Source organism: Ottowia flava (assembly GCF_008017535.1).
GTDB lineage: Bacteria > Pseudomonadota > Gammaproteobacteria > Burkholderiales > Burkholderiaceae_C > Ottowia > Ottowia flava.
The window spans coordinates 25632-49024 of record NZ_VRUA01000007.1 but is presented as its reverse complement, the minus strand read 5'-3'; the positions used below and the strand labels follow the sequence as shown (position 1 = coordinate 49024).

Annotated in this window: 22 protein-coding genes; 15 read left to right on the top strand and 7 right to left on the bottom strand. The window is 68.9% G+C overall.

Annotated elements, in window-relative coordinates; genetic code table 11:
• The first annotated feature begins 9 nt into the window (after nucleotides 1–9).
• From FVQ98_RS09185 to FVQ98_RS09150, 8 genes are all read left to right on the top strand, one after another.
• On the top strand, nucleotides 10–339 hold the full coding sequence (locus tag FVQ98_RS09185; protein ID WP_147913136.1) for a DHCW motif cupin fold protein: 330 nt from the start codon (nucleotides 10–12) through the stop codon (nucleotides 337–339).
• 26 nt (nucleotides 340–365) lie between these two features.
• A complete protein-coding gene (locus FVQ98_RS09180; RefSeq protein ID WP_147913135.1) occupies nucleotides 366–1580 on the top strand; it encodes an aminotransferase-like domain-containing protein in 1215 nt (404 codons plus the stop codon).
• A 13-nt stretch (nucleotides 1581–1593) separates the two neighbouring features.
• Entirely contained in the window at nucleotides 1594–2016 is a 423-nt protein-coding gene (locus FVQ98_RS09175; RefSeq protein WP_147913134.1) for a VOC family protein, read from the top strand.
• A gap of 31 nt (nucleotides 2017–2047) precedes the next feature.
• Nucleotides 2048–2962 (top strand): PhzF family phenazine biosynthesis protein, encoded by a 915-nt coding sequence (locus tag FVQ98_RS09170; RefSeq protein ID WP_147913133.1) that lies wholly within the window; start codon nucleotides 2048–2050, stop codon nucleotides 2960–2962.
• Complete coding sequence (locus tag FVQ98_RS09165) at nucleotides 2959–3723, top strand: VOC family protein (RefSeq protein WP_255507712.1); 765 nt, start codon at nucleotides 2959–2961, stop codon at nucleotides 3721–3723. Before FVQ98_RS09170 ends, FVQ98_RS09165 begins: the two co-directional genes overlap by 4 nt.
• Nucleotides 3720–4361 (top strand): LysE family translocator, encoded by a 642-nt coding sequence (locus tag FVQ98_RS09160; RefSeq protein WP_147913132.1) that lies wholly within the window; start codon nucleotides 3720–3722, stop codon nucleotides 4359–4361. The genes FVQ98_RS09165 and FVQ98_RS09160 overlap by 4 nt, the downstream gene beginning before the upstream one ends.
• Entirely contained in the window at nucleotides 4358–5359 is a 1002-nt protein-coding gene (locus FVQ98_RS09155) for a threonine dehydratase (protein WP_147913131.1), read from the top strand. Before FVQ98_RS09160 ends, FVQ98_RS09155 begins: the two co-directional genes overlap by 4 nt.
• Nucleotides 5360–5503: 144 nt before the next feature.
• On the top strand, nucleotides 5504–6187 hold the full coding sequence (locus FVQ98_RS09150) for a histidine phosphatase family protein (RefSeq protein ID WP_147913130.1): 684 nt from the start codon (nucleotides 5504–5506) through the stop codon (nucleotides 6185–6187).
• A gap of 255 nt (nucleotides 6188–6442) precedes the next feature.
• Here the strand turns inward: FVQ98_RS09150 and FVQ98_RS09145 are convergent, their stop codons facing one another.
• Complete coding sequence (locus FVQ98_RS09145; protein WP_147913129.1) at nucleotides 6443–7429, bottom strand: Bug family tripartite tricarboxylate transporter substrate binding protein; 987 nt, start codon at nucleotides 7427–7429, stop codon at nucleotides 6443–6445.
• Nucleotides 7430–7566: 137 nt separating this feature from the next.
• A complete protein-coding gene (locus tag FVQ98_RS09140) occupies nucleotides 7567–8412 on the bottom strand; it encodes a creatininase family protein (RefSeq protein ID WP_147913128.1) in 846 nt (281 codons plus the stop codon).
• Between the two features lie 47 nt (nucleotides 8413–8459).
• Here FVQ98_RS09140 and FVQ98_RS09135 point away from each other — a divergent pair, with 47 nt between their 5' ends.
• Nucleotides 8460–9215: an alanyl-tRNA editing protein gene (locus FVQ98_RS09135; protein WP_147913127.1), complete on the top strand. Its 756-nt coding sequence runs from the start codon at nucleotides 8460–8462 to the stop codon at nucleotides 9213–9215.
• Between the two features lie 74 nt (nucleotides 9216–9289).
• Here FVQ98_RS09135 and FVQ98_RS09130 read toward each other — a convergent pair whose 3' ends face one another.
• Both FVQ98_RS09130 and FVQ98_RS09125 read right to left on the bottom strand, forming a co-directional pair.
• Nucleotides 9290–10717 carry a heavy metal sensor histidine kinase gene (locus FVQ98_RS09130; protein WP_147913126.1) on the bottom strand — a complete coding sequence of 476 codons (1428 nt, stop codon included), beginning with the start codon at nucleotides 10715–10717 and terminating at the stop codon, nucleotides 9290–9292.
• Complete coding sequence (locus FVQ98_RS09125; RefSeq protein WP_147913125.1) at nucleotides 10714–11415, bottom strand: heavy metal response regulator transcription factor; 702 nt, start codon at nucleotides 11413–11415, stop codon at nucleotides 10714–10716. The genes FVQ98_RS09130 and FVQ98_RS09125 overlap by 4 nt, the downstream gene beginning before the upstream one ends.
• A 102-nt stretch (nucleotides 11416–11517) precedes the next feature.
• Between FVQ98_RS09125 and FVQ98_RS09120 the strand changes: the two genes are divergently transcribed.
• The 5 genes from FVQ98_RS09120 to FVQ98_RS09100 all read left to right on the top strand — a co-directional run bounded on the left by FVQ98_RS09120 (nucleotide 11518) and on the right by FVQ98_RS09100 (nucleotide 18408).
• Nucleotides 11518–13362, top strand: a complete 1845-nt coding sequence (locus tag FVQ98_RS09120) for a copper resistance system multicopper oxidase (RefSeq protein WP_147913124.1) — start codon at nucleotides 11518–11520, stop codon at nucleotides 13360–13362.
• Nucleotides 13363–13649: 287 nt separating this feature from the next.
• On the top strand, nucleotides 13650–14672 hold the full coding sequence (locus FVQ98_RS09115) for a copper resistance protein B (protein ID WP_255507711.1): 1023 nt from the start codon (nucleotides 13650–13652) through the stop codon (nucleotides 14670–14672).
• 109 nt (nucleotides 14673–14781) lie between these two features.
• Nucleotides 14782–15282, top strand: coding sequence for a DUF411 domain-containing protein (locus tag FVQ98_RS09110; RefSeq protein ID WP_370512937.1), 501 nt, complete (start codon nucleotides 14782–14784; stop codon nucleotides 15280–15282).
• Nucleotides 15283–15403: 121 nt separating this feature from the next.
• Nucleotides 15404–15949: a c-type cytochrome gene (locus tag FVQ98_RS09105; protein WP_147913123.1), complete on the top strand. Its 546-nt coding sequence runs from the start codon at nucleotides 15404–15406 to the stop codon at nucleotides 15947–15949.
• A 101-nt stretch (nucleotides 15950–16050) separates the two neighbouring features.
• The gene (locus FVQ98_RS09100; protein WP_147913122.1) at nucleotides 16051–18408 is read left to right on the top strand and encodes a cytochrome P450/oxidoreductase; all 2358 of its coding nucleotides are present in this window, start codon (nucleotides 16051–16053) and stop codon (nucleotides 18406–18408) included.
• A 906-nt stretch (nucleotides 18409–19314) separates the two neighbouring features.
• Here FVQ98_RS09100 and FVQ98_RS09095 read toward each other — a convergent pair.
• On the bottom strand, nucleotides 19315–20127 hold the full coding sequence (locus FVQ98_RS09095) for an IclR family transcriptional regulator (protein WP_147913121.1): 813 nt from the start codon (nucleotides 20125–20127) through the stop codon (nucleotides 19315–19317).
• A gap of 87 nt (nucleotides 20128–20214) precedes the next feature.
• Here FVQ98_RS09095 and FVQ98_RS09090 point away from each other — a divergent pair, with 87 nt between their 5' ends.
• Complete coding sequence (locus tag FVQ98_RS09090) at nucleotides 20215–21186, top strand: Bug family tripartite tricarboxylate transporter substrate binding protein (protein ID WP_147913120.1); 972 nt, start codon at nucleotides 20215–20217, stop codon at nucleotides 21184–21186.
• Between the two features lie 186 nt (nucleotides 21187–21372).
• Here FVQ98_RS09090 and FVQ98_RS09085 read toward each other — a convergent pair whose 3' ends face one another.
• Both FVQ98_RS09085 and FVQ98_RS09080 read right to left on the bottom strand, forming a co-directional pair.
• Complete coding sequence (locus tag FVQ98_RS09085) at nucleotides 21373–21930, bottom strand: dihydrofolate reductase family protein (RefSeq protein WP_147913119.1); 558 nt, start codon at nucleotides 21928–21930, stop codon at nucleotides 21373–21375.
• Nucleotides 21931–22061: 131 nt separating this feature from the next.
• On the bottom strand, nucleotides 22062–23327 hold the full coding sequence (locus FVQ98_RS09080) for a D-amino acid dehydrogenase (RefSeq protein ID WP_147913118.1): 1266 nt from the start codon (nucleotides 23325–23327) through the stop codon (nucleotides 22062–22064).
• Between the last annotated feature and the right edge of the window lie 66 nt (nucleotides 23328–23393).

Below are 23393 nucleotides of genomic sequence, written 5' to 3'. Positions count from 1 at the left end.
GCCGAACGCATGAAAATGACCGACATTCCCTTCAACGTCACCGACTGGCCGACCGTCGAGCGCGTCGAACATTCGGCCGAAGCCGGGCAGGCCTTCTGGCGCACCCAGCAGCAGGGCGACGTGCGCGTGCGCATGGTCGAATACACGCCCGGCTACGTGTCCGACCACTGGTGCGAAAAGGGCCACATCCTGTACTGTCTGGCGGGCGAGCTGCACACCGAATTGAAGGATGGGCGCCAGTTCGTGCTGCGCCCCCGCAGGAGCTACCAGGTGGCCGACGGTGCCGAGCCGCACCGCTCGCGCGCGCCCCAGGGCGCCCTGTTGTTTGTGGTTGACTGACCGAGAGATTGACAAGGAACTTCCAGATGAACACCCGCGAAACGCTTTCCCCCTGGCAACTGGCCGAGCGCGCCCACGCCATGAACCCCTCCGCCATCCGCGAAATCCTGAAGGTGACTGAGCGCCCCGGCATCCTCAACTTCGCCGGTGGCCTGCCTTCGCCCGAGACCTTTCCCGTCGAGGCCATGCACGCCGCCTGCGCCGCCGTGCTGGGCGAAGACCTGAACGTCGCGCGCGCCTCGCTGCAGTACGCGTCCAGCGAAGGCCTGCCAGAGCTGCGCCAATGGGTCGCCGCCCAAATGGCCAAGCAGGGCGCGCACATTTCGCCCGACCAGGTGCTGATCACCACCGGCAGCCAGCAGGGCCTGGATCTGATCGCCAAGGTGCTGCTCGACAAAGGCAGCCGCATGCTGGTCGAGTCGCCCACCTACCTGGGCGCGCTGCAGGCCTTCACGCCCATGCAGCCGAGCATCGAAAGCGTTGAAAGCGATTTTGGCGGTGTGTCCGCGCCCGCTCTGCGCAAGGCGCTAGAAAAAGGTGAGCGCCCGCGCTTCATCTACCTGCTGCCCAACTTCCAGAACCCCACCGGCCGGACCATGGACGAAGCGCGCCGCAACGACGTGATCGCCGTCTGCCGCGAATTCGGCCTGCCCATCGTCGAAGACAACCCGTACGGCGAACTGTGGTTTGAGTCGCAGCCGCCCGCGCCCCTGCTGGCGCGCTGGCCCGAAGGCGTGCTGTACCTGGGCTCGTTCAGCAAGATCCTGGCGCCCGGCCTGCGCCTGGGCTACGTCATCGCCCCGCCCGAGCTGTACCCCAAGCTGCTGCAGGCCAAGCAGGCGGCCGACCTGCACACCCCCGGCTTCAACCAGCGCGTGGTCGCCGAGGTCATCAAGGATGGCTTCCTGGACCGCCATGTGCCCACCATCCGCGACCGCTACCACCAGCAGCGCGACGCCATGCTGGCCGCGCTGCAGCGCGAGCTGGGCGACACCGGCGCTGAATGGACGCGCCCGGTGGGCGGCATGTTCATCTGGGTGCGTCTGCCCGAAGGCCTGATCGCCAAGGACCTGCTCCCCGCCGCGGTGGACGCCGGCATGGCCTTCGTCCCCGGTGCGCCCTTCTACGCTGAAAACGCCGACCCGCGCACGCTGCGCCTGTCCTTCGTCACTTCCACGCCCGAGCAGATCGACCGCGGCATGGCGGCGCTGGCGAAGGTGGTGCGTGGTGCGGGGCGCTGACCCGGCGCATGCCATGTTCAGTCATGTGAGCGTCGGCACCCGCGACCTCGAGCGCGCCGCCGCGTTCTACGACGCGGTGCTGGCACCGATCGGCCTGTGTCGTCGCGCCGTGGCGCCCGACGGCGGCCCAGCGGCGGCCTGCTGGGTTCAGCCCGGCAGCGCGCTGCCGCGCTTTTACGTTTACGAGCCCTTCGACGGCCAGCTTGCCAGCGCAGGCAACGGGAGCATGGTGGCTTTTCTGGCCCCGTCGGCTGCTGCAGTGCACCGCGCGTACGACAACGGTCTGCGCGCTGGCGGCCAAGACGAGGGGGCGCCCGGCGAACGCGCACGCTACGGCGCCGGCTACTACGGCGCCTACCTGCGCGATCCGGACGGCAACAAGCTGCATTTCGTCTACCGGGGCGACCAGGACGGCTTTGCGTCGCCCACGCCCTGATCCTGATCCTCTTGTCATTCCTTGACCTGCCATGCGCAACCGCCCCTTCCAGCAAATCGACGTCTTCACCGCCGCGCCCGGCTACGGCAACCCGGTCGCCGTGGTGCTGGACGGCACCGGCCTGGATGACGCGGCCATGCAGCACTTTGCGCGCTGGACCAACCTGTCCGAAACCACCTTCGTACTGCCGCCGACCGACGCGCAGGCCGACTACCAGCTGCGCATCTTCACGCCGGGGGGCGAGCTGCCGTTCGCCGGTCACCCCACGCTGGGTTCGTGCCACGCCTGGCTGGCGGCGGGCGGGCAGCCGAAGCGCGCCGACGTCATCGTGCAGCAGTGCGCCAAAGGCCTGGTGCCGATCCGGCGCGAGGCTGTGGGCGGGGGTGAACGCCTGGCCTTCGCCGCGCCGCCCGTTGCCATGAGCGCACCCAGCCCCGCCGTGCTGGCGCAGGTGGCTGCCGCGCTGGGGCTGAAGGCGGCGCAGATCGCCAAGGCGCAGCTGCTGGACAACGGGCCGGTGTGGCTCGGCTTGCTGCTGCACGACGCCGATGCCGTGCTGGCGCTGGAGCCCCAGCACTCGGTGCTCGCCGATTTAGGGCAAAAAGTGGGTGTAGCGGGCGTCCATCAAGCGCAAGGCGCTACACAATTGATATCGCGTTCAAACCGCGAGGCGCGTGCCTTCGGCGCCGCGGCAGACGCGCCCGCGATCGAGGTGCGGGCCTTTGCCGCCCCGATCGGGGTGAACGAAGACCCCGTCACCGGCAGCCTGAACGCCAGCCTGGCGCAGTGGCTGATCGGCACCGGCGACCTGCCCGCGCAGTACGTCGCGGCGCAAGGCACGGCGCTGGGCCGCGCCGGGCGGGTGCACATCGCGCAGGCCGGCGACGGCCAGGTCTGGGTCGGTGGCGACTGCGTCGGCGTGGTCCGCGGCGAGGTCACGCTGTGAGCACCGCGCCGTCCGAAGGCGACGGCTTCGACCACGCCGCCGTCGACCATCTGGTGATCCTGGCCGACACGCTGGACCAGGGCGTGGCCTGGGCCGAAGCCACGCTGGGCGTCACGCCCGGCCCGGGTGGCGAGCACCCGATGTTCGGCACGCACAACCGCTTGTTGGCCTTGAGCGGGCCGGGCTTTGCCTGCTGCTACCTGGAGATCATTGCTATCAGTCCAGAAGCTGCCCGCGCTGATAGCTCTAGGGCTGGAGGCACAAAACGCTGGTTTGACATGGACGATGCGGCGCTGCAGGCGCAGGTGCGCCAGAGCGGCCCACGGCTGATCCACTGGGTTGCGCGCGTGCCCGGCGTGGCCGCCGCCAGCGCGCAACTGGCCGCGCTCGGCCTGGACCGTGGGCCAGTGCGCGCCGCCACCCGCATGACGCCCGCAGGCGAGTTGCGCTGGCAGATCACCGTGCGGGACGACGGCCAGCGCCTGCTGGATGGTTGCCTGCCCACGCTGATCGAATGGGGCGCGGCGCACCCTGCTGCCACGATGCCCGACAGTGGCGTGCAATTGCAGCAACTGGCGCTCGCCCACCCGCAAGCACCGGCACTTGAAGCCGCGCTGCGCGCCGCCGGCCTGGCCGCGCCGTTGAAGGACGCACGCCTGCGGGTCGACGCCGCGCCGGTGGCCGAGTTGCGCGCCACGCTGCGCACGCCGCGCGGGCTGGTCACGCTGTCTTCCTCCTCCTTGTCGCCGTCGCCGCCATGACGGTGTTCTCGCCGCAGGAACTGCTGCTGTTCGCGCTGGCCGCGCTGGTGCTGGTGCTGACGCCCGGCCCCAACATGATTTACTGCGTGTCGCGCAGCCTGACGCAGGGGCCGCGCGCGGGGCTGACCTCGCTGGCCGGCGTGGTGCTGGCGTTCGTCGTGCATCTGCTGGCGGCGTCGCTCGGCCTCACGGCCTTGCTGCTGGCCGTGCCGATGGCGTTTGACGCGATCCGCATCGCCGGTGCGCTGTACCTGTTGTGGATGGCCTGGCAGGCCGTCCGCCCCGGCGGCAGCGCCCCGTTCCAGACCCGCGCGCTGCCGCACGACGGCCCGCGCAAGCTGTTCGCCATGGGCTTCATGACCAACCTGCTGAACCCCAAGGTGGCCATGTTCTACCTGTCCTTCTTCCCGCAGTTTCTGCACCCCGAGCGCGGCCACTGGCTGCTGCAATGCCTGGTGTTGGGCGCGCTGCAGATCGGCATCAGCGGCGGCGTCAACGCCCTGCTGGTGCTGGGCGCGGGCGGTGTGTCGCGCTTTCTGAACCGCAGCCCGCGCTGGATCGCCGCGCAGCGCTGGTTCATGGGCACCGTGCTCGCCGCGCTGGCCCTGCGCTTGTTGACCGAAAAACGTCCCTCATGAACACCGCCACCGCCTCCCACACCGCGACACCGGCCGTGCACCTGCCCACGCTGGCCGAGATCGAAGCCGCCGCCGACGTCGTCTACCGCGACTTCCCGGCCACGCCGCAGTACCGCTGGGCCCTGCTGTCCGAACGCCTGGGCACCGACTGCTGGGTCAAGCACGAGAACCACACGCCGGTTGGCGCCTTCAAGATCCGCGGCGGCCTGACCTACTTCGCGCAGATGGCGGCGCAGGGCGCGCTGCCGCGCGCCGTGGTCAGCGCCACGCGTGGCAACCACGGCCAAAGCATCGGCTGGGCGGCGCGCGCCCACGGCGTGGCCTGCACCATCGTCGTGCCGCGCGGCAACTCGGTCGAAAAGAACGCCGCCATGCGCGCGCTCGGGGTCGAACTGATCGAGCACGGCGACGACTTCACCGCCAGCGCCGAATTCGCGCGCCAGCTCGCGGCCGAGCGCGGCGCCCAAATGGTGCCCAGCTTCCACGCCGACCTGCTGCGCGGCGTGGCCACGTACTGGTGGGAATTCCTGCGCGCCGTGCCGCAGCTGGATGTTGTTTACGTGCCGATCGGCCTGGGCTCCGGCGCGGTGTCGGCCATCGCCGCGCGTAACGCGCTCGGGCACCGCGCACGCATCGTCGGCGTGGTCAGCGCGCACGCCACCACCTACGCCGATTCGCTGGCCGCGGGCGAGGTGGTCGAAGCCGCCGTCACCACCCGCCTGGCCGACGGCATGGCCGTGCGCCGCGCCGACGCTGGCGCGCTTCAGGCGCTGGCCGAAGGGCTGGACCACGTGGTGCAAGTCACCGACGACGAAGTTGCCCAGGCCGTGCACGCCATTTACGTCGACACCCACAACGTGGCCGAAGGCGCGGGCGCCGCCGCCTTCGCCGCGGCGTGGCAGGAGCGCGACGCGCTGCGCGGCCTGAACGTGGGCGTGGCCCTGACCGGCGGCAACGTGGACGCACCACTGATGGTCGAAATGCTTCAGAAAGAATAGCTGCCTGCGCAGCTGTGGTGTAGCTTTTGGCTAGTTTTTGCTTGAAGCGCGGCGAATAAAGAGACGTCTCCAGCTGCGTGCGGAACCCCACCCGGTGTCGCCCACGCGGCGCCTGCGCCGCGACCGCACCCACACAATGCGCGCATGGGAACCCTCTACCTCGTGCGCCACGGGCAGGCCAGCTTTGGCGCCGCCGACTACGACCAGCTGAGCGATCTGGGGCAGCGCCAGAGCGTGCGGCTGGGCGAGTACCTGCGCGCGCGGCACGGTGACGGGTTGCGGCTGAACGCGGTGCTCACCGGCACACTGCGCCGCCAGCGCCAGACCTGGGATGGCATCGCCGCCGGCGCCGGGCTGGATACGGCGCGCACCGAATGGCCGGGGCTGAACGAGTACGACAGCCACGCCGTCATCGCCGCCATCCATCCCGAGCCCTTGCCCAAGCCCGACACGCCCGAGCGGTACCGCCAGCATTTCCGCCTGTTGCGCGAAGGCCTGCAGGCCTGGATGGACGGGCGCATCCAACCCGTCGGCATGCCGAGCTACGCCGACTTTCTGGCCGGCGTGGTCGGCGCGCTGGACCATGTGCGCGGCCTGCACGGCGGTGACGGCCAGGTGCTGATCGTCAGCAGCGGCGGCCCCATCGCCACCGCCGTCGGCCACGTCCTGGGCGCGCCCACAATCGCCAGCATCGAGCTGAACCTGCGCATCCGCAACACGGCCATCACCGAATTCCTGTTCAACCCCAAGCGCCATCAGCTGCTGACCTACAACACGCTGCCGCACCTGAATGGGCCCGAGTATGAGGATTGGGTGACGTACGCGTGACCGTTTGACAGTGCGGTGCGCGCACCGCATGAAGTCCGCGGTTCAACGCGCACCATCTTGCGAAAACGTCGCGGAGTGCAGTATCCAGCGGTGGCTGGTTCAGCCCGATCCGTCCTGCGCCACCCGAGATCGCACGGCCGCGGAGCAGGCCAACCCAGCGAACGCCGTCGCCGCACCTGCGGCGGCGACCGGCGTTGTCCCCCCTCCCGAAGAGAGAGGGGGGAAGCCGCGTCAGCGGCTCAGGGGGGTGCCCTTCTACTGCGGCTTGAACCCGCTGTCCCGGATGATCTTCGACCACACCTGCGTGTACGCGCGCTCGCGCGTATCGAGCTGCCGCGGCGTCATGTAGCCCACAGTCAGCCCCAGCTCGGTCAGCTGCTTGTGCACGTCGGGCAGGGCCACGACCTTGTCCAGCGCGTGCGTGAAGGCGTTAATGAAATCCGCCGGCGTGCCCTTGGGCGCCCAGATGCCGTAGAACGGCGTGTCTTCCAGCCCCTTGAAGCCCAGCTCGCTCAGCGTGGGCACGTCCGGTATGGCGGCCTGGCGCTTGGCACCCAGCACCGCGATGGTGCGCAGCCGCCCGGTGCGCTGGTATTCGATGAAGTCCTGCACCGAGCCGATGCCGGCCGGAATCTGGTTGCCCAGCATGTCGCCGATCATCGGGGCGCTGCCCTTGTAGGGCACCGGCACCAGGTCCAGCCCGTATTTCCTGGCCAGCAGCTGCACCAGAAACTCAGGCGTCGAGGCCGGCGCGGGAATGCCCACGGAACTCTTGCCGCCTTGGCCCTTGACCCACGCCACGTACTCGGGGATCGACTTGACCGGCGTGCCGGGCGACACCGCCAGGCCATTGACGAAGGTGGCAAAGCCGCCCAGCGCGACGAAGTCGGTGTGCGGCTGAAAGCCCGGGCGCGCCACCACCTGCGGCAGGATCGAGATGGTGTGGTCGTGCGACAGGAACACCGTTGTGCCGTCGGCGGGCGCGGCCTTCAGCAGCTGGGCCGCCAGCTGGCCACCGGCGCCGGGACGGTTGTCCACCAGCACCGGGCGCTTCAGCTCGTCCTTGAGCTTTTCAGCAAGCAGACGCGCAATCGCGTCCGAGCCGCCGCCCGGCGGAAAGCCCACGATGATGCGGATCGCCCGCTCGTCCGGCGCGGCCCAGGCGGCGCCCATGCCGGCAGGTGCGGCGAGGGTGGCGGCAAGGCGGGCGGTGAACTGGCGGCGCGACAGGAGCTGGAGCATGGCGGTGAATCGGTGCAAGTGCTGGGGAAACCTCGGATTCTAAGTCTTGGAAAAGAAATGCAGCTGCAGCGCTTGCCAGACAAGCGCAAGCAGCTAGCAAATTGAAAGCGCGGGGCGTGCCGAGGCGCAGCTTCGAATCAAGCCATCCCGCGCAGCGTGTCGGGCGGCAAACGGTCGATTTCTTCCAGCAGCTGGGCCAGAGAGCGCCCTGCCGCCTCAATCAGGGCCAGACCGTCATCCACCTTGGCGGCCGCGGCGTTGCCGGTGGCGCCTTCTGCGTTGAGGTCCTGCGCGGCCCAGGCCAGTTTGGCGCTGCGGCCGTTGCCCAGGATCGCGAAATTCTGCGCGCGCGTCTGCGAGCTGGACGCGAACGCCTGCGCCTTCGACGTGCGCACCAGGCGCGGCTTGAGCGCCAGCATCATCGCCGTCTCGACCTCGCCGCCGTGCACGCCAAAGCGCTGCTCCTCGGCGGAAAAGCGCGCCATCACGTCGACGCCGTCGCCATCCATCAGCGGCAGGTTGAACCAGCTCACCCCGTACACCAGCATGCCCAGGCGCATGCGCAGGTCGCGCGCCACCACGTCGAGCAGGCCGACGTTGCCGCCGTGCGTATTGAACAGCACCAGCTTGTTCACGCCACTGGCCGCCACGCTTTCGGCGATGTCGGTCCATAGGCGGATCACCGTCTCGGCCTTCAGGCTCAGGGTGCCGGGAAAAGCCGTGTGTTCGGGGCTGTAGCCGATGCGCTGCACCGGCAGGAACAGCACCGGCAGGCTGGGCGGCAGGTGGTGCGTGGCCGCCTGCACCATGCTGTGCGCCAGGTTGGCATCCACCGACAGCGGCAGGTGCGGGCCGTGCTGCTCGGTCGCGCCCAGCGGCAGCACCGCGATGGCGCGCGCCTGATCGAGCGTGGCGAAGTCGGTCGTCACCAGATCGGACCACTGGCGTGACCGCGGCGGCAGCGGGGGCAGTTTGTCGGGCATGGCGCGATGTTAATGCGCACTTGCGCTCGCCCACTATCATGGTTTGCATGACCGAAGAATTGTTTCGCGCCGACGCAACCCTCAACGAATGCAGCGCCCGCGTGCTGGCCGTCGATGAAGCGCAGGGCGTGGTCGTGCTGGACCGCACGGTGTTCTACCCGCTGGGCGGGGGTCAGGCTGGCGACGCCGGGTGGCTGGTGCTGGCAGGCGGCACGCAGATCGCCATCGCCGACACGCGCAAGGAGAAGGACGCCGACGGCCAGGTGACAGGTCGAATCACCCACCAGGCCGCACCCGGTCAGCGCGAGCAGCTATCCCAATTGAAGCAGGGTGACACCGTTACCGCGCGCATCGATGCCGCGCGGCGCCAGCGGCTGATGCGCTTTCACACCGCGTCGCACCTGCTGTGCCACTTGGTCGGCGTGCCGGTCAACGGCTGCTCCATCACGCCAGACTACGCGCGCATCGACTTCCACATGACCGAGCCGCTGGACAAGCAGCAGCTGACCGACGGCCTGGCGCGGCTGGTGGCCGACGCGCTGCCGGTCGTCGTCGGCAGCATCACCGACGCCGAGCTGGACGCCCAGCCCGAACTGATCAAGAGCATGAGCGTGCAACCGCCGCGCGGCAGCGGCGTGGTGCGCACCATCCGTATCGGCTTGCACGGCGGCGCGCTGATCGACCTGCAACCCTGCGGCGGCACGCACGTGGCCAACACCGCCGACATCGGCGCCATGGCCGTGACCAAGATCGAGAAGAAAAGCGCGAACTCGCGGCGGGTGGTGTTGGGGTTTTTGGAATAAGAGTTAAATCGGCCGTTGGCCCTACAGCCATCTGCGCAGGCAGCTACCTATTCAATAGCGATTGAGGCACCGCGCTAGGTGCCCGCCGCCGGCAACACCACCTCAAACACGTTCCCCGCGCCGTCCGCATGGGCGGCGATCTGACCGCCGTGGCTGTGAACGATGGCCTGGGTAATCGCCAGTCCGAGCCCCGCGCCGTCGCCTTCCCCGCTGGCGTGGCTGCGGTCTTTTTCGGCGCGGTAAAAGCGCTCAAACAGGCGCGGCAGCTCCTCGGGCGCGATCGGCGTGCCGTCGTTGCGCACCTGCAAGACAACATCTTTCCCGCGCCGTGCGATGTGCACGTCGATGGCGCCACCGGCGGGCGTGTAGCGCAGCGCGTTGGACAGCAGGTTGCCGATGGCGCGGCGCAGCATCAGCGCGTCGCCCAGCGCCGTGCCTTCGCCGGTCAGGCGCAAGGCGATCTGGCGGTCGTCGGCCAGGGCTTCATAGAAGTCGAACAGCGCGCGCACTTCATCGCCCAAGGCCACGGGCTGGCGCGTGGGCAGCAGCTCGCCGTGCTCGGCCTGCGCAAGAAACAGCATGTCGGCCACGGTGCGCGACAGGCGCTCCAGCTCCTCGGCGTTGCTGGCCAGCACTTCGCGGTAGGCGGCGCCGTCGCGCGGCTGGCTCAGGGCGACGTGGGTCTGTGTCATCAGGTTGGACAGCGGTGTGCGCAGCTCGTGTGCGATGTCGGACGAGTAGGTCGACAGGCGCGCAAACGCGCTTTCCAGCCGCGCCAGCATGGCGTTCAGCGTGGCGGCCAGCTCGGCCAGTTCGACCGGCGCTTCGTCCACCGGCATGCGCGCGTCCAGCTGGCCGGCACCGATGCGTTCGGCCTGCGCGCGCATGCGCGCCAACGGCCGCAGCCCGCGCCGCACCACCCAGCCGCCCAACAGCGCGCAGGCCGCGGAAGCCAGCAGCACGAAGCCGATCAGCGCGCGCCGAAAGCTGATGACAAAGGCCTCGTGGTGGTGAATGTCCAGCGCCATCGCCACCGTGAGTGGCGCGGCGCCGGGCATGGGCAGCGGCATCACCATGGCGCTGCCGCGCCATACGTCATGGCCTTCGTGCCAGGTGACCAGCGGCACGGGCGGTGCGGTGGCCGGACGGGCCAGCAGGCCGGCGGGCATCTGGGCCTCGGCGCGCTGCTCGAACAGCGGCTGGCCGTAGGCGCCTTGCACGCGCACGGCCAAGTCCTTCTGGGTGGCGAAGGCGGCGTTCAATTCATACGGCAGCGTGGCCAGCGCGCCGGTGTTGTCGACCCGCGCCAGCAGGCTGCGCGCCTGCTGCAGGTGGGCGTGGAGGATGGCGCGGTCCTGCGCCTCGAAGTGCAGGTTCAGCGCCAGCAGCGTCACGCCGCCCAGCAGCGCCAACGCCACGCTGGCCACCAGCGCGAACAGCAGTGTCAGCCGCGTGGTGAGCGAAGCGCCGCGCGGCGCCGGAGCAGAGCGGCGGCGCGTCATGGCTGGCGTGGCGCCTCGTCCAGCACGTAGCCCATGCCGCGCACGGTCTGGATCAGCTTGGGCTCGAACGCATCGTCGACCTTGGCGCGCAGGCGGCGCACGGCAACTTCAACCACGTTGGTGTCGCTGTCGAAATTCATGTCCCACACCTGCGACGCGATCAGCGAACGCGGCAGCACCTCGCCGCGCCGGCGCAGCAGCAATTCGAGCAGGGCGAATTCCTTGGCCGTCAGGTCGATGCGCTGGCCGGCGCGCGTGGCGCGGCGGCGCAGCAGGTCCAGCGACAGGTCGGCGGCGTCCAGCACCGTCGGCTCGGCCGCGCCCGGCCCGGCGCCGCTGCGCCCGCGCCGCAGAAGGGTGCGCACGCGCGCCAGCAGTTCGGCAAACGCAAAGGGTTTGACCAGATAGTCGTCGGCGCCCAGCTCCAGTCCCTTGACGCGGTCGTCGACCGTGTCCTTGGCGGTGAGGAAGAGCACCGGCAGCTCGCGCCCCGCCTGGCGCAGCGCGCTCAGCACCTGCCAGCCGTCCAGGCCGGGCAGCATCACGTCCAGCACGATCAGATCGGGCGACTCGGTCAGCGCCAGGTGCAGGCCGTCCGGGCCGTTGCGCGCCAGCAGCACGGTGTAGCCGGCCTCCTGCAGGCCCTGGCGCAGGTAGTCGCCGGTCTTGGGCTCGTCCTCGACGATCAGCAGCTTCATGCCCCGCAGTGTGCCCTGCGCCCGCCCGCCGCGCCGCCAGATGACGGAAAAGTAATCTTCGGGTCACCCGCCCGTCGGGGCCCGCGCGGCAGACTGCGCCGCATGGACCCTTTCCCTTTTCATGGCTTGGCGGCCGCCCCGCGCCGGCGCTTTCTGCAGTCGCTGGCGGCGCTGGGCGCGACCGGCGCCTTGGGCGCAGGCCTGCCGGCCTGGGCGCAGCAGTTGCCCGCCGCCCGCACCGGCACGCCGCCCGAGCTGCGCGGGACCGAGTTCGACCTGGTAATCGACACTACACGCGTCGACTTCGACGGCCGCGCCGGCATCGCCACCACCGTCAACGGCAGCTTGCCCGCGCCCACGCTGCGCATGCGCGAAGGCGACACGGTGACGATCCGCGTGACCAACCGCCTGCGCGAAACCACGTCGATCCACTGGCACGGGATCCTCCTGCCGTTCCAGATGGACGGCGTGCCGGGCGTCAGCTTTGCCGGCATCGCGCCGGGCGAAACCTTCACCTACCAGTTCACCCTGCGCCAGAGCGGCACCTACTGGTACCACTCGCACTCGGGCATGCAGGAGCTGACGGGCCTGTACGGCACGCTTATCGTCGAGCCGCGCGGCGGCGAAACCATCCGCGCCGACCGCGAGCACGTGCTGATGCTGTCCGACTGGACCGGCGACGACCCGATGCGCGTGCTGACCAAGCTCAAGGCCGAGGCGCACCAGTACAACCAGCACAAGCCCACCGTCGCCCAGTTCCTGCACGACGCACGCCAAAACGGCACCGCCGCCGCGCTGGCCGACCGCCAGATGTGGAACGCGATGCGCATGAGCTCGACCGATCTGGCGGACTTGTCGTCCAGCGTGCTCAGCTACCTGGTCAACGGCCGAGGCCCGGGCCAGAACTGGACCGGCCTGTTCCGCGCCGGCGAACGCGTGCGCCTGCGCTGCGTCAACGGCTCGGGCAACACCTTCTACGACGTGCGCATCCCGGGCCACCAACTCACCGTGGTGCAGACGGATGGGCAGAACGTCGAGCCCGTCACCGTCGACGAATTCCGCTTCGGCCCCGGCCAGACCTGCGACTTGCTGGTGACCCCGCAAGCCGACGCCTGCACTCTCTACGCCCAGTCGATGGACCGCACCGGCTACGCCCGCGGCACGCTGGCCGTGCGCGAAGGCCTGGCCGCGCCCGTGCCGCCGCTGGACCCGGTGCAGCGCCTGTCCATGGCCGACATGATGGGCGCGATGGACCACGATGCGATGGGGCATGGCGCGGCGGCAGCCGCCGCCGGGAGCATGGACCACAGCGCGATGGGTCAGGGCAGCATGAACCACGGCGGGATGAACCACGCCGCCATGGGCCACGGCAACCCAGACGCGTCGCCCGCCGCTGCGCCATCTGGCCCCCTCGCACGCCCCAGCCAGCAGGTGCGCCACGCCCGCACCGAGTGGTCGTACACCACCGACATGCGCGTCGACATGCCGCGCACCAATCTGGACGACCCCGGCGTCGGCCTGCGCGGCAACGGCCGGCGCGTGCTGACCCTGGCCGATCTGCATACGATCGGCGGCCCGCTGGACCCCCGCGGCCCTGGCCGCGAGGTCGAATTGCACCTGACCGGCAACATGGCGCGTTACGACTGGTCGATGGACGGCCAGCCGTTTGCCGACAGCCAACCCGTGCACTTCCGCCACGGCGAGCGCCTGCGCGTCATCCTGCACAACGACACCATGATGACCCACCCGATGCACCTGCACGGCCTGTGGTCCGAGCTGGAAACGCCCAGCGGCGCCTTCCAGGCCCGCCTGCACACCATCCCCGTGCAGCCCGCGCAGCGCATCAGCTTCCTGGTCACGGCCGACGCGCTCGGTCGCTGGGTCTGGCACTGCCATCTGATGTTCCACATGGACATGGGCATGTTCCGGGAGGTGCTGGTGTCATGAACGCGCGTTTCAAGAAAAATCGCCTTCTGGCCATACAACCATCTGCGCAAGTAGCTATGTTTGTTGTAGCGATTACGGCTCTCACGCTGCCTGCCGCTGTGACGGCGCAAGGCATGAACCACAGCCAGATGGACCATGGCCAGATGCGCCACGGTCCATCACCCGCGCCGTCCTCACCCTCGGCGCCCCAGGCGGCGCCTGCCGGACCCGCTGGCGCAGCCCAGGGCGCCGCGCCCGGTGGGATGAATCATTCGGGCATGGACCCTGGGTCAATGAGCCACGGGCAAATGAACCACGGTGCCCCGCCGTCGCCCAAGTCGGCACCGGCCGCGCCCGCCAGCGCCCCCCAAAGCGCCAAGCCCGGCGGCATGAACCACGAGGGCATGGACCACAGCCCAATGAACCATGGCGCGACGCCCGCTGTCGCGCCCAAGGCGGATGCGTCCCCTGCAGACCACGGCGCAGCACCCGCGCCGACGTCCGCCGCGACCGACCACTCGGCCCACCCCGCGCCACCCGCTGGGGCATCCGCTGCCCCTGCGCCGATGGACCACGGCCGCATGCAGGGTGGCCGACCGCCCGCCGACGCGCGCGACCCCGATGCGTACGCCGATGGCGCACAACGCGGCAGCGGCCCCTACAGCCTGCCGGGTGTGCCGCCGCTGCACCTACACGACCAGCACAGCTTCGCCAGCCTGCACGTCGAGCGGTTGGAGCACGCCTCGCCGCGCCACGGCCGCAGCTTCACCACCTTCGAAGGCGAACTGCGCGTCGGTCACGGCGCGCACCAGGCCGTGCTGAAGGCCGAAGGAGAGGTCGCCCGCGGGCGCCTGCACGAAGCGCACACCGAGTTGCTGTGGGGCTACGCCGTCGCGCCGTTCTGGAATACGCAGCTCGGCTTGCGCGTCGACGGCGGCGACGGCCCCAACCGCAGCTGGCTGTCGTTCGGGGTCGAAGGCACGGCGCCCTACAACATCGAAACGCGCGCCACCGCCTACCTGGGCAGCAGCGGCCGCGCGGCGCTGCGGCTGGAGCTGGCCTACGACGCCTACCTGACGCAAAAGCTGGTGCTGCAGCCGCGCACCGAATGGCAGCTGTACGCCAAGGACGACGTGGAACGCGGCATCGGCAAGGGCCTGACCAGCGTCAGCGCCGGGCTGCGCCTGCGCTACGAGGTCACGCCGCAGATCGCGCCGTACGTCGGCGTGGAATGGCAGCGCGGCTTCGGCCGCACCGCCGAGCTGCTGCGCGCCGGGGGCGAACGCGCCAGCCACACGCGCTGGGTGGCGGGGCTGAGCTTCTGGTTCTGAACTTGCCACGCCGCCGGGCCTCTACCATGGGCCGATCGAGCCATTGGGGGCCAGAGTGTCGTCGCCGCACGCACCGCCCCGCCCTACAGAACACGCAAGGAGTTTCGCGATGATCACCACCCCCTCTCAACTTCCCCAACGCCGCCACGCCATGCGCTGGCTGGCCGCGGGCGCTGCCGCCGGCATCGGCGCGCCGTTGTGGGCGCAGAAACAACCCGGCGCCATTGACCCGATGGCCGTCGAGGTGTGGAAGGACCCGAGTTGCGGCTGCTGCGGCGACTGGATCGACCACATGCAGGAGAACGGCTTCAAGGTCACCACGCACGACGTCGGCAACAACGCCGTGCGTAAGCGCCTGGGCCTGCCGGAAAAGTACGGCTCCTGCCACACCGCGCTGGTCGGCGGCTACCTGGTCGAAGGCCACGTGCCGGCCGCTGACGTCAAGCGCCTGCTGAAGGAAAAGCCGCCAGCCCTGGGCGTGGCCGTGCCCGGCATGCCCGTCGGCTCACCCGGCATGGACGGTCCGGTCTACGGCGGACGGCGCGATGCGTACGACACCGTGCTGGTGCTGCGCGACGGCAGCAGCCGGGTGTTCCAGAGCCACCGTTGAACACAGCAATTTCAAGCCAAATCGGCCTGTGGCGCTACAACCGTCTGCGCAAACAGCTATTGAAAGAAGAGCGTATAACGGCGCTGCGTGTGCGGCGCTTCCCCATGCGGGTGGGCGCCGCATGAGCGGGCCAACGCCCGCCGCACCCGCTGGCCCGGCGACCCGTCACGCCGCCAGCCCCTGGGCGCGCTGGGCGGCGCGGGCGCTCGTGCTGCTCGGCTTGGCGGGCGGTGTGGTCTGGTTCTTCCGCGGCGCGGCGCAACCCGCATCGGCGCCGTCGCCCCACGCGCTGCGGCCGGACGACCCGCAGCTGGTCGCGCGTGGCGCCGCCGTCTACGCCCAGCAATGCGCCGCCTGCCACGGTGCGCACGGCGAAGGCCAGCCCGACTGGCGCGAACGCGGCCCTACCGGCCTGCTGCCCGCGCCGCCGCACGACGCCAGTGGCCACACCTGGCACCACCCGGACGAGCAGCTGTTCGACATCACGAAGCGCGGCTTGGCCGCCGTCATCGGCCAGCCCGACTACCAAACCGCCATGCCGGCCTACGCAGGCGTGCTGAGCGACACCGACATCGTCGCCGTGCTCTCGTACATCAAGGCGCAGTGGCCAGCCGAGGTGCGGGCGCAGCATGACCAGATCAACGCGCAGGCGCGGGCGGCGCGCTGAGGGGCGAGGGGCTGCGGCGGGCAGAAACGGGTTCTTGATCTTGCGCAATTGCGCTTTGCGTAGTTAAATTACGCATAACGCAATTGCTGCTATCGCCCACCATGACCACGCCCCAAGCCGACACCGCTTCCGCGGACAGCGCCCGCTGTCCGTTTGACCCCACCGCGCTGACCGCGGCCAAAGGGCCGACCGGCTGCCCGGTGACGGCGGGTGCGGCCGCGTTTGACCCGTTCGAAGACGGCTACCAGCAAGACCCGCCCGACTACGTGCGCTGGGCGCGCGATCAGGAGCCGGTGTTCTACAGCCCCAAGCTGGGCTACTGGGTGGTGACGCGCTACGACGACATCAAGGCGATCTTCCGCGACAACATCACCTTCAGCCCCGCCATCGCGCTGGAGAAGATCACGCCCACCGGGCCGGAGGCCAACGCGGTGCTCGAGCAATACGGCTTCGCGCTGAACCGCACGCTGGTCAACGAAGACGAGCCCGCCCACATGCCGCGCCGCCGCGTGCTGATGGAGCCTTTCACGCCCGAACACCTGAAGGCGCACGAGCCGCTGGTGCGCCAGCTGGCGCGCGAGTACGTGGACCGCTTCGTGAACGACGGCCGCGCCGACCTGGTCGACCAGATGCTGTGGGAAGTGCCGCTGACGGTGGCGCTGCACTTTCTGGGCGTGCCGGAAGAAGACATGGACAAGCTGCGCGAATACAGCATCGCGCACACCGTTAACACTTGGGGCCGGCCCAAGCCGGAAGAGCAGGTGGCCGTGGCGCACGCGGTCGGCAACTTCTGGCAGCTGGCCGGGCAAATCCTGGACAAGATGCGCCTGAACCCCGAGGCCGCGGGCTGGATGCAGTACGGCATCCGCAAGCAGCGCGAGCACCCCGAGGTGGTGACCGATTCGTACCTGCATTCGATGATGATGGCCGGCATCGTTGCCGCGCACGAGACCACGGCCAACGCCACCGCCAACGCCATGAAGCTGCTGCTGCAGCACCCGGCCGTGTGGCAGGAAATCTGCGACGACCCCAGCCTGATCCCCAACGCGGTGGAAGAGTGCCTGCGCCACAACGGCTCGGTCGCGGCTTGGCGGCGTCTGGTCACGGCCGACGCTCAGGTCGGCGGCATCGCCATCCCGGCGGGCAGCAAGCTGCTGATCGTCACCTCGTCGGCCAACCACGACGAACGCCACTTTGCCGACGCCGACCTGTTCGACATCCGCCGCGACAACGCCAGCGACCACCTGACCTTCGGCTACGGCTCGCACCAGTGCATGGGCAAGAACCTGGCGCGCATGGAGATGCAGATCTTTCTGGAGGAATTCACGCGCCGCCTGCCGCACATGCGGCTGGCCGAGCAGACCTTCAGCTACGTGCCCAACACGTCCTTCCGCGGGCCGGAGCACCTGTGGGTCGAATGGGACCCGGCGCGCAACCCCGAGCGCACCCAGCCCGAGGTCCTGACGCGCGAGCAGCCGGTGCGCATCGGCGAACCCTCGCGCCACACGCTGTCGCGCCCCATGGTGGTCGAGCGCATCACGCGCCTGACCGACGACGTGGTGCAGCTGCGCCTGGTCAGCCCGCACGGCCAGCCCCTGCCGCGCTGGCAGCCCGGCGCGCACATCGACATCGAATGCGGCGACACCGGGCTGTCGCGCCAGTACTCGCTGTGCGGCGACCCGGCCGACACCCACGCGTTTGAAATCGCCGTGCTGCGTGACGAAGACAGCCGCGGCGGTTCGGCCTGGGTGCACCAGCATTTGGCGCAAGGCCAGACCCTGCGCGTGCGCGGCCCGCGCAACCATTTCCGTTTTGACGAAGGCGCGCGCCGTCTGGTCTTTATCGCCGGCGGCATCGGCATCACCCCCATCGCTGCCATGGCGCAGCGCGCGCAGGCGCTTGGCCTGCCCTACACGCTGCACTACAGCGGCCGCAGCCGCCGCACCATGCCGCTGCTGCAAGCCCTGGCCGCGCGCCACGGCGAGCACCTGGTCGTCCACGCCAAGGACGAAGGCCAGCGCGCCGACCTGGCCGCGCTGCTGGCCACACCCGAAGACGGCACCCGCATTTACGCCTGCGGCCCGATCCGCATGCTGGACGCGCTGGACGCCGCCACCGTCCACTGGCCCGACGACAGCCTGCGCACCGAGCGCTTCCAGACCGACGCGCCCACGCTGGACCCCAGCAAGGAGCACGCGTTTGAAGTCGAGCTGAAAGATTCCGGCATCACCCTGCAAGTCCCGGCCGACCAGACGGTGCTGGCCGCGCTGAAAGCCGCCAACATCGACGTGCAAAGCGACTGCTGCGAAGGCCTGTGCGGTTCCTGCGAAGTGCGCGTGCTGGACGGGACCGTGGACCACCGCGACGTGGTGCTGACACGCACCGAGCGGGATGCGCAGGATCGGATGATGGTGTGCTGTTCGCGGGCGAAGAGTGGGAAGTTGGTGTTGGAGTTGTGAGGTTGTGGATTTGAGGGTTTTGGGGCGTTGGCGCTAGATAGGATTGCGCGAGCAGCTATTGAATTTGTAGTGATCCGTTCGCTCCGTGCTCGTTGATTTTCGGAGCTTGAACTACGGTGGGAGGCCGGGTCTCGGCCCGGCGGCCGAGGCACTTTTCTTTGCTTCGCCAAAGAAAAGTCCCCAAAAGAAAGGCGACCCCACGTCTGCGACCCCGCTGCTGCGCAGCGGGGCAGACCTGCGTCGCGGCTCTGGCGGGGTGGGCCGCAGAACTCACTTCGCGCTGATAGCGCTTCGTTCAAACAGCTGCGACCAGTCAGTGCACGAAGCGCGTGCATGCTGCGCTGCACGCGCCACCCCGCCAGAACCACGCCGCAGGCGCAGCCTCAAGGGGCTGGAATACCCGAGTCGGGCCATCGCTGCGCTCGGCCGCGAATCCAGGGCCGAGCGCAGCGATGGCCCGACTCGTCTTCACTCCCCTGTGGACGTGCCGAGAAGCGCAGAGCGGGCGGTGGGCGCGGGCACCGAAGGATGCCCGCGCTGCGTGCTCTGACTCGCTGCAGCTGTCTGAGCGGCGCTGCGCAGCAGCAAAGCGAGTTCTGCAGCGCCACCGCCCGATCGAGCATCGCAGGTTGCCCCGCAGCATCGCTGCGGGGACACGGCCAGTGGGGTCGCCTTCTTTTGCCTTCTTTTCTTGGCGAGTCAAGAAAAGAAGGTGCGCCGCCGGGCGCATGTCCCGGCCTCTCAACGTCGTTCAGTCACTGAAGCAAAACGTGTGCGCAGAGAACAATCAACTACAAAGTCAATAGCTGCTTGCGCAAATCCAGCTTGGGTTAGAGGCCGATTTGATCTCAATAACCATGTATCACCAAACGCAGCGCCTGCGGCGTGCGGCCGCCCACCCGACCTCTATCCAACCCACCCCAACGCCCGACTGATCTCCCCTGCCTCTCGCACCACGCGCACCGCAATGCGCCCGTCCGGCGCTGGGTCAAACCCACCCGATGCCCCCAACGCCGTCAGCACCGCCACCACGTGCCCGTCGTGCTGCAGGATCGGCGCGGCCACGGCGCTGATGCCGGCGGTGAGCAGGTCGCGCACGGTGGCGCACCCCTGAGCCCGCACGCGCGCGCGCAGGACGTCGATGGGTGACGCGGTAGTGGCGTCGAGGTCGGTCAGCAGCATGCGCTGCGCCGCGCTGGCGGCATCCCAGTCGGACTGCGCCTGCTGATCGATCGCCTCGCCTTCCATCCAGCCCAGAAACGCTTGCCCGGTGGCCGACCACAGCAGGGGCAGCACCGAGCCCGCGCGCACGTTCACCACCACGGGCAGTGGCGGTTCTTCAATGCGCAGGATGGTCGGGCCGCGGTTGCCCATCACGGCGATGAAGCAGGTCACGCCCAGCTCGGCTTGCAGGCGCAGCAGGGCCGGTTCGCCCGCGCGGATGGGGTCGCACTGGCGCAGCGCGGCCAGGCCGATGTGAATGGCTTCAGGCCCGAGCACGTAGCGCTGGCTGGTCACGTCCTGCACCACCAGACCTTCTTCGACCATGCTGGCCAGGTAGCGGTGGACCTTGGCCGTGCTTTCTTCCACCGCCTGTGCCAGCGCCGTCAGGCTGGCAGCGCCGCCCAGCCGGGCCAGCGCCTTCAGGATGGCCATGCCGGTCTCGGCCGACTGGACGCGGCGGCGGCGGGCGGAAGGTTCAGGGGCAGCAGTGGGCATGTGGAATCGACGGGTGCATGGGTGGAAATCCGGAGAGAGTATTGCGCAATGGGAAGTACGATTACGCGCCTTAACGGAATCAAGATCATGAAACCATTTGTGTCTGCCCTCGTTCTGGGTCTGTCCTTCACGGTGGCCAGCGGTGCTGCGTTGGCGCAGTCGTACCCGTCCAAACCGATCCGCTGGCTGGTACCCTACCCGGCGGGCGGCGGCTCCGACTTTCTGGCGCGCACCATCGGCCAGGCGCTGTCCACGCAGGTGGGGCAGCCGGTGCTGGTCGACAACAAGCCAGGGGCCAACACCGCCATCGCGGCGGCCGAGGTCGCGCGTTCGGCGCCCGATGGCTACACCGTCATGTCGGCCGACAACGGCACCATGGTCTTCAACTCGGCGCTGTACAGCAAGCTCAGCTACAACCCCGAAAAAGACCTGACGCCCATCACGCTGATGGGGCGCTTTCCGATGATTCTGGTGGTCGGCCCGCAGGTCGATGCCAAGGACGCCAAGGACTTTCTCGCCAAGGCCAAGGCGCAGCCCGGCAAGATCAGCTATGGCTCGGCTGGCGCAGGCAGCCCGCACCACCTGGCCATGGAAATGCTGAAAAACCGCATGGGCCTGCACCTGGTGCACATTCCCTACCGGGGTGCTGCGCCCGCGCTGGGCGACCTGGTGGGTGGGCAGATTCCCGCGATGATGGTCGATATGGCCGCCGGCGCGGGCTTCATCAAGTCCGGCAAGGTGCGTCCGCTGGCCGTCGCCAACGACAAGCGCCTGCCGCAGTTGCCGGACGTGCCCACGTTTGCCGAGCTGGGCATCCAGGGCGTGGAAGCCGCCGCCCAGGTTGGCCTGGTTGGCCCCGCCAACCTGCCCGCCGACGTGAAAGCCGCGCTGCAAAAGCAGGTGTCGGCGGTCATCCAGCAGCCGGCGATTAAGCAGAAGCTGATCGAATTCGGCATTGAGCCGGTGGGCAGCAGCTCGGCGGCCTACGCCGCCCTGATCAAGTCCGAAACCGCGCGCTGGCACCGGTTGATCAAGGACCTGAAGATCACGTTGGACTGACTGGGGCAGCGCCAAGGGCGCTCGACGGACGAAACGGCGCTTCGTTTGAAGCGCCGTTTTTTTTCATGGTCGACGGCACAGCAGTACTTGCCTTGAGTCCGCCGACCACCGGCATGGCCGATCCAGCCGACGAGCAGAGACGGGACAAAGCCCTTGCCGAGTCGCTGGAACACCAGATGACTGATCTCAGCGCGCGCGCCGATAGTGGAGGGCGAGCACGCCGTTGCGCAGCGGACTCGCGGAAATCAGCGTCAACTGCCGCGTGCAGGGCAGCCCGCCCTCATACAGCGCTGGGCCATGGCCGGCGATTCTGGGGTGGACGAGCAAGCGGTACTCGTCGATCAGATTTTGTCTGTCCAGTTCGGCCGCGAGCTTGCCGCTGCCCAGGAGCACGCCTTCCGGGGTGGCGTCTTTCAGCGCCTGTACGCCGGCGCACAGATCGCCGGCGACAAGGTGGCTGTGCGACCAGGGGAAATCCTTTCTGGTCGAAGACACCACGTGCTTCGGTTTGGCGTCCAGCTTGATCGCCCACTCGCGCAGGGCCGTCGGTGCCTCTGCGTCACCGCGGGCGACCGCCGGCCAGTAGCTCTCCATCAGTTCGTAGGTAACGCGGCCCCAGAGCATCGCGCCGTGCTCGTCCATCAGCCGGGTGAAGTAGTCGTGCGTCTCGTCATCGGCAATGCCTTCGCGGTGGTCGACACAACCATCCAAGGTGACGTTGATGCTGAAGGTCAGAAGTCCCATGGCGTTCCCCTGTCAAACCCGGCCAGCCCATCCGCCATGTCGAACCACCGCCTGCACAAGGGGTGGCTGCGCGCACAGCCACAACTATAGAGTCAGAGGAGCGGCGTCGAGCAGCCGAATGATTTGCAGCTTCAGACCGCAAGCTGTTGCGGAACGCGGACGGGCCGCGCGCCATTGCCAGCCGCCTCGGCCGAGACCACTTCGGCAATCTGCTCTGCCGTGGCGGCCGACAGCGTCCAGCCCAGGTGGCCGTGTCCGGTGTTGTAGAAGACATTGGGCTTCTTGCCTCGGCCCACGCGCGGCATCATGTCCGGCATCATCGGTCGCAAACCGGCCCAGGGCACCACCTGGCGCGTGCTGACGCCGGGGAAGCAGCGCTCCACCCAGTTGACGAGCGGCCGGATGCGGTCCGATCGGATGTCCTTGTTGTCGCCATTGAACTCGGCCGTGCCCGCCACGCGGAAGCGGTCGGGTCCCAGGCGGCTGGTGACGATCTTGGTCGCATCATCGAGCAGACTGACGGTGGGCGCTGCGTTCTGGCTGGCCTCGTCCGTCAGGCTCACCGTGATCGAATAGCCCTTGACGGGGTAGATGTTGACGCGGTCGCCCAATTGGGCCGCCAGCTTGCGGCTGGCCACCCCGGCGGCGACCACAACCGCATCGAAGAAGTGCACGCTGCGCTCACCGTCGCGCTCGAAAGCAACCGTGGCTTCACCACCGCTGCTCGCCACCTCCCGCACGTTCGCGCCATACACGGTGGTCACGCCGTGCCGTTCGATGGCCGCCGCCATGCCGAGGGTGAACTTGTGGATGTCCCCGGTCGAGTCGCTTTCGGTGAAGTAGCCGCCGTAGTAGCTGCCGGACAGCGTGGGTTCCAGGGCGCGGATTTCTTCGGGTGTGACCGCACGTCGCTCCAGACCGCCAGCGGCCAGCAGTCCGGAGACACGCCCTGCGTGCTCGAAGCTCTCGCGGTCGCGGTAGATGTGCAGGATGCCGCGCCGCACCAGATCGAAATTAATGCCTTCGGCCTCGCCCCACTGGAACAGGTGCTCACGCGCGGCGATGGCCATGCGTGTGGTCTGCGTGGTGTTGTGCTCGTAGCGCGGGATGTTCGCCACGAACTGCGCAAACCACGACAGCTTGTGCCAGCTGGGTTTTGGGTTGACCAGCAGCGGAGCATCGGGCTTGAGCATCCACTTCAGACCCTTGACCAGCGTGGACGGGTGCGTCCACACCTCCGCGTTCGAGGCCGACAGCTGTCCGCCATTGGCGAACGAGGTTTCCATGGCCGCATAACGGTGCTTTTCGAAAAGGGTGACGGCAAAGCCGCGCACGGCCAGGGCGTAGGCGGTGGTCACGCCCGTGATGCCGCCGCCGATGACAGCGATCGATTTCATGATGAAGCTCCAAAACGTCGAGGGATGGGTATGCCGGCGCGGGTGCGCCACATGCCCCCTCTGTTT

Bases quoted from the DNA above. Each gene is read 5' to 3' on its own strand.
- FVQ98_RS09185 (WP_147913136.1), top strand. From the start codon at position 10: ATGAAAATGACCGACATTCCCTTCAACGTCACCGACTGGCCGACCGTC.
- FVQ98_RS09180 (WP_147913135.1), top strand. From the start codon at position 366: ATGAACACCCGCGAAACGCTTTCCCCCTGGCAACTGGCCGAGCGCGCC.
- FVQ98_RS09175 (WP_147913134.1), top strand. From the start codon at position 1,594: ATGTTCAGTCATGTGAGCGTCGGCACCCGCGACCTCGAGCGCGCCGCC.
- FVQ98_RS09170 (WP_147913133.1), top strand. From the start codon at position 2,048: ATGCGCAACCGCCCCTTCCAGCAAATCGACGTCTTCACCGCCGCGCCC.
- FVQ98_RS09160 (WP_147913132.1), top strand. From the start codon at position 3,720: ATGACGGTGTTCTCGCCGCAGGAACTGCTGCTGTTCGCGCTGGCCGCG.
- FVQ98_RS09155 (WP_147913131.1), top strand. From the start codon at position 4,358: ATGAACACCGCCACCGCCTCCCACACCGCGACACCGGCCGTGCACCTG.
- FVQ98_RS09150 (WP_147913130.1), top strand. From the start codon at position 5,504: ATGGGAACCCTCTACCTCGTGCGCCACGGGCAGGCCAGCTTTGGCGCC.
- FVQ98_RS09145 (WP_147913129.1), bottom strand. From the start codon at position 7,429: ATGCTCCAGCTCCTGTCGCGCCGCCAGTTCACCGCCCGCCTTGCCGCC.
- FVQ98_RS09140 (WP_147913128.1), bottom strand. From the start codon at position 8,412: ATGCCCGACAAACTGCCCCCGCTGCCGCCGCGGTCACGCCAGTGGTCC.
- FVQ98_RS09135 (WP_147913127.1), top strand. From the start codon at position 8,460: ATGACCGAAGAATTGTTTCGCGCCGACGCAACCCTCAACGAATGCAGC.
- FVQ98_RS09130 (WP_147913126.1), bottom strand. From the start codon at position 10,717: ATGACGCGCCGCCGCTCTGCTCCGGCGCCGCGCGGCGCTTCGCTCACC.
- FVQ98_RS09125 (WP_147913125.1), bottom strand. From the start codon at position 11,415: ATGAAGCTGCTGATCGTCGAGGACGAGCCCAAGACCGGCGACTACCTG.
- FVQ98_RS09120 (WP_147913124.1), top strand. From the start codon at position 11,518: ATGGACCCTTTCCCTTTTCATGGCTTGGCGGCCGCCCCGCGCCGGCGC.
- FVQ98_RS09115 (WP_255507711.1), top strand. From the start codon at position 13,650: ATGAACCACGGTGCCCCGCCGTCGCCCAAGTCGGCACCGGCCGCGCCC.
- FVQ98_RS09110 (WP_370512937.1), top strand. From the start codon at position 14,782: ATGATCACCACCCCCTCTCAACTTCCCCAACGCCGCCACGCCATGCGC.
- FVQ98_RS09105 (WP_147913123.1), top strand. From the start codon at position 15,404: ATGAGCGGGCCAACGCCCGCCGCACCCGCTGGCCCGGCGACCCGTCAC.
- FVQ98_RS09100 (WP_147913122.1), top strand. From the start codon at position 16,051: ATGACCACGCCCCAAGCCGACACCGCTTCCGCGGACAGCGCCCGCTGT.
- FVQ98_RS09095 (WP_147913121.1), bottom strand. From the start codon at position 20,127: ATGCCCACTGCTGCCCCTGAACCTTCCGCCCGCCGCCGCCGCGTCCAG.
- FVQ98_RS09090 (WP_147913120.1), top strand. From the start codon at position 20,215: ATGAAACCATTTGTGTCTGCCCTCGTTCTGGGTCTGTCCTTCACGGTG.
- FVQ98_RS09085 (WP_147913119.1), bottom strand. From the start codon at position 21,930: ATGGGACTTCTGACCTTCAGCATCAACGTCACCTTGGATGGTTGTGTC.
- FVQ98_RS09080 (WP_147913118.1), bottom strand. From the start codon at position 23,327: ATGAAATCGATCGCTGTCATCGGCGGCGGCATCACGGGCGTGACCACC.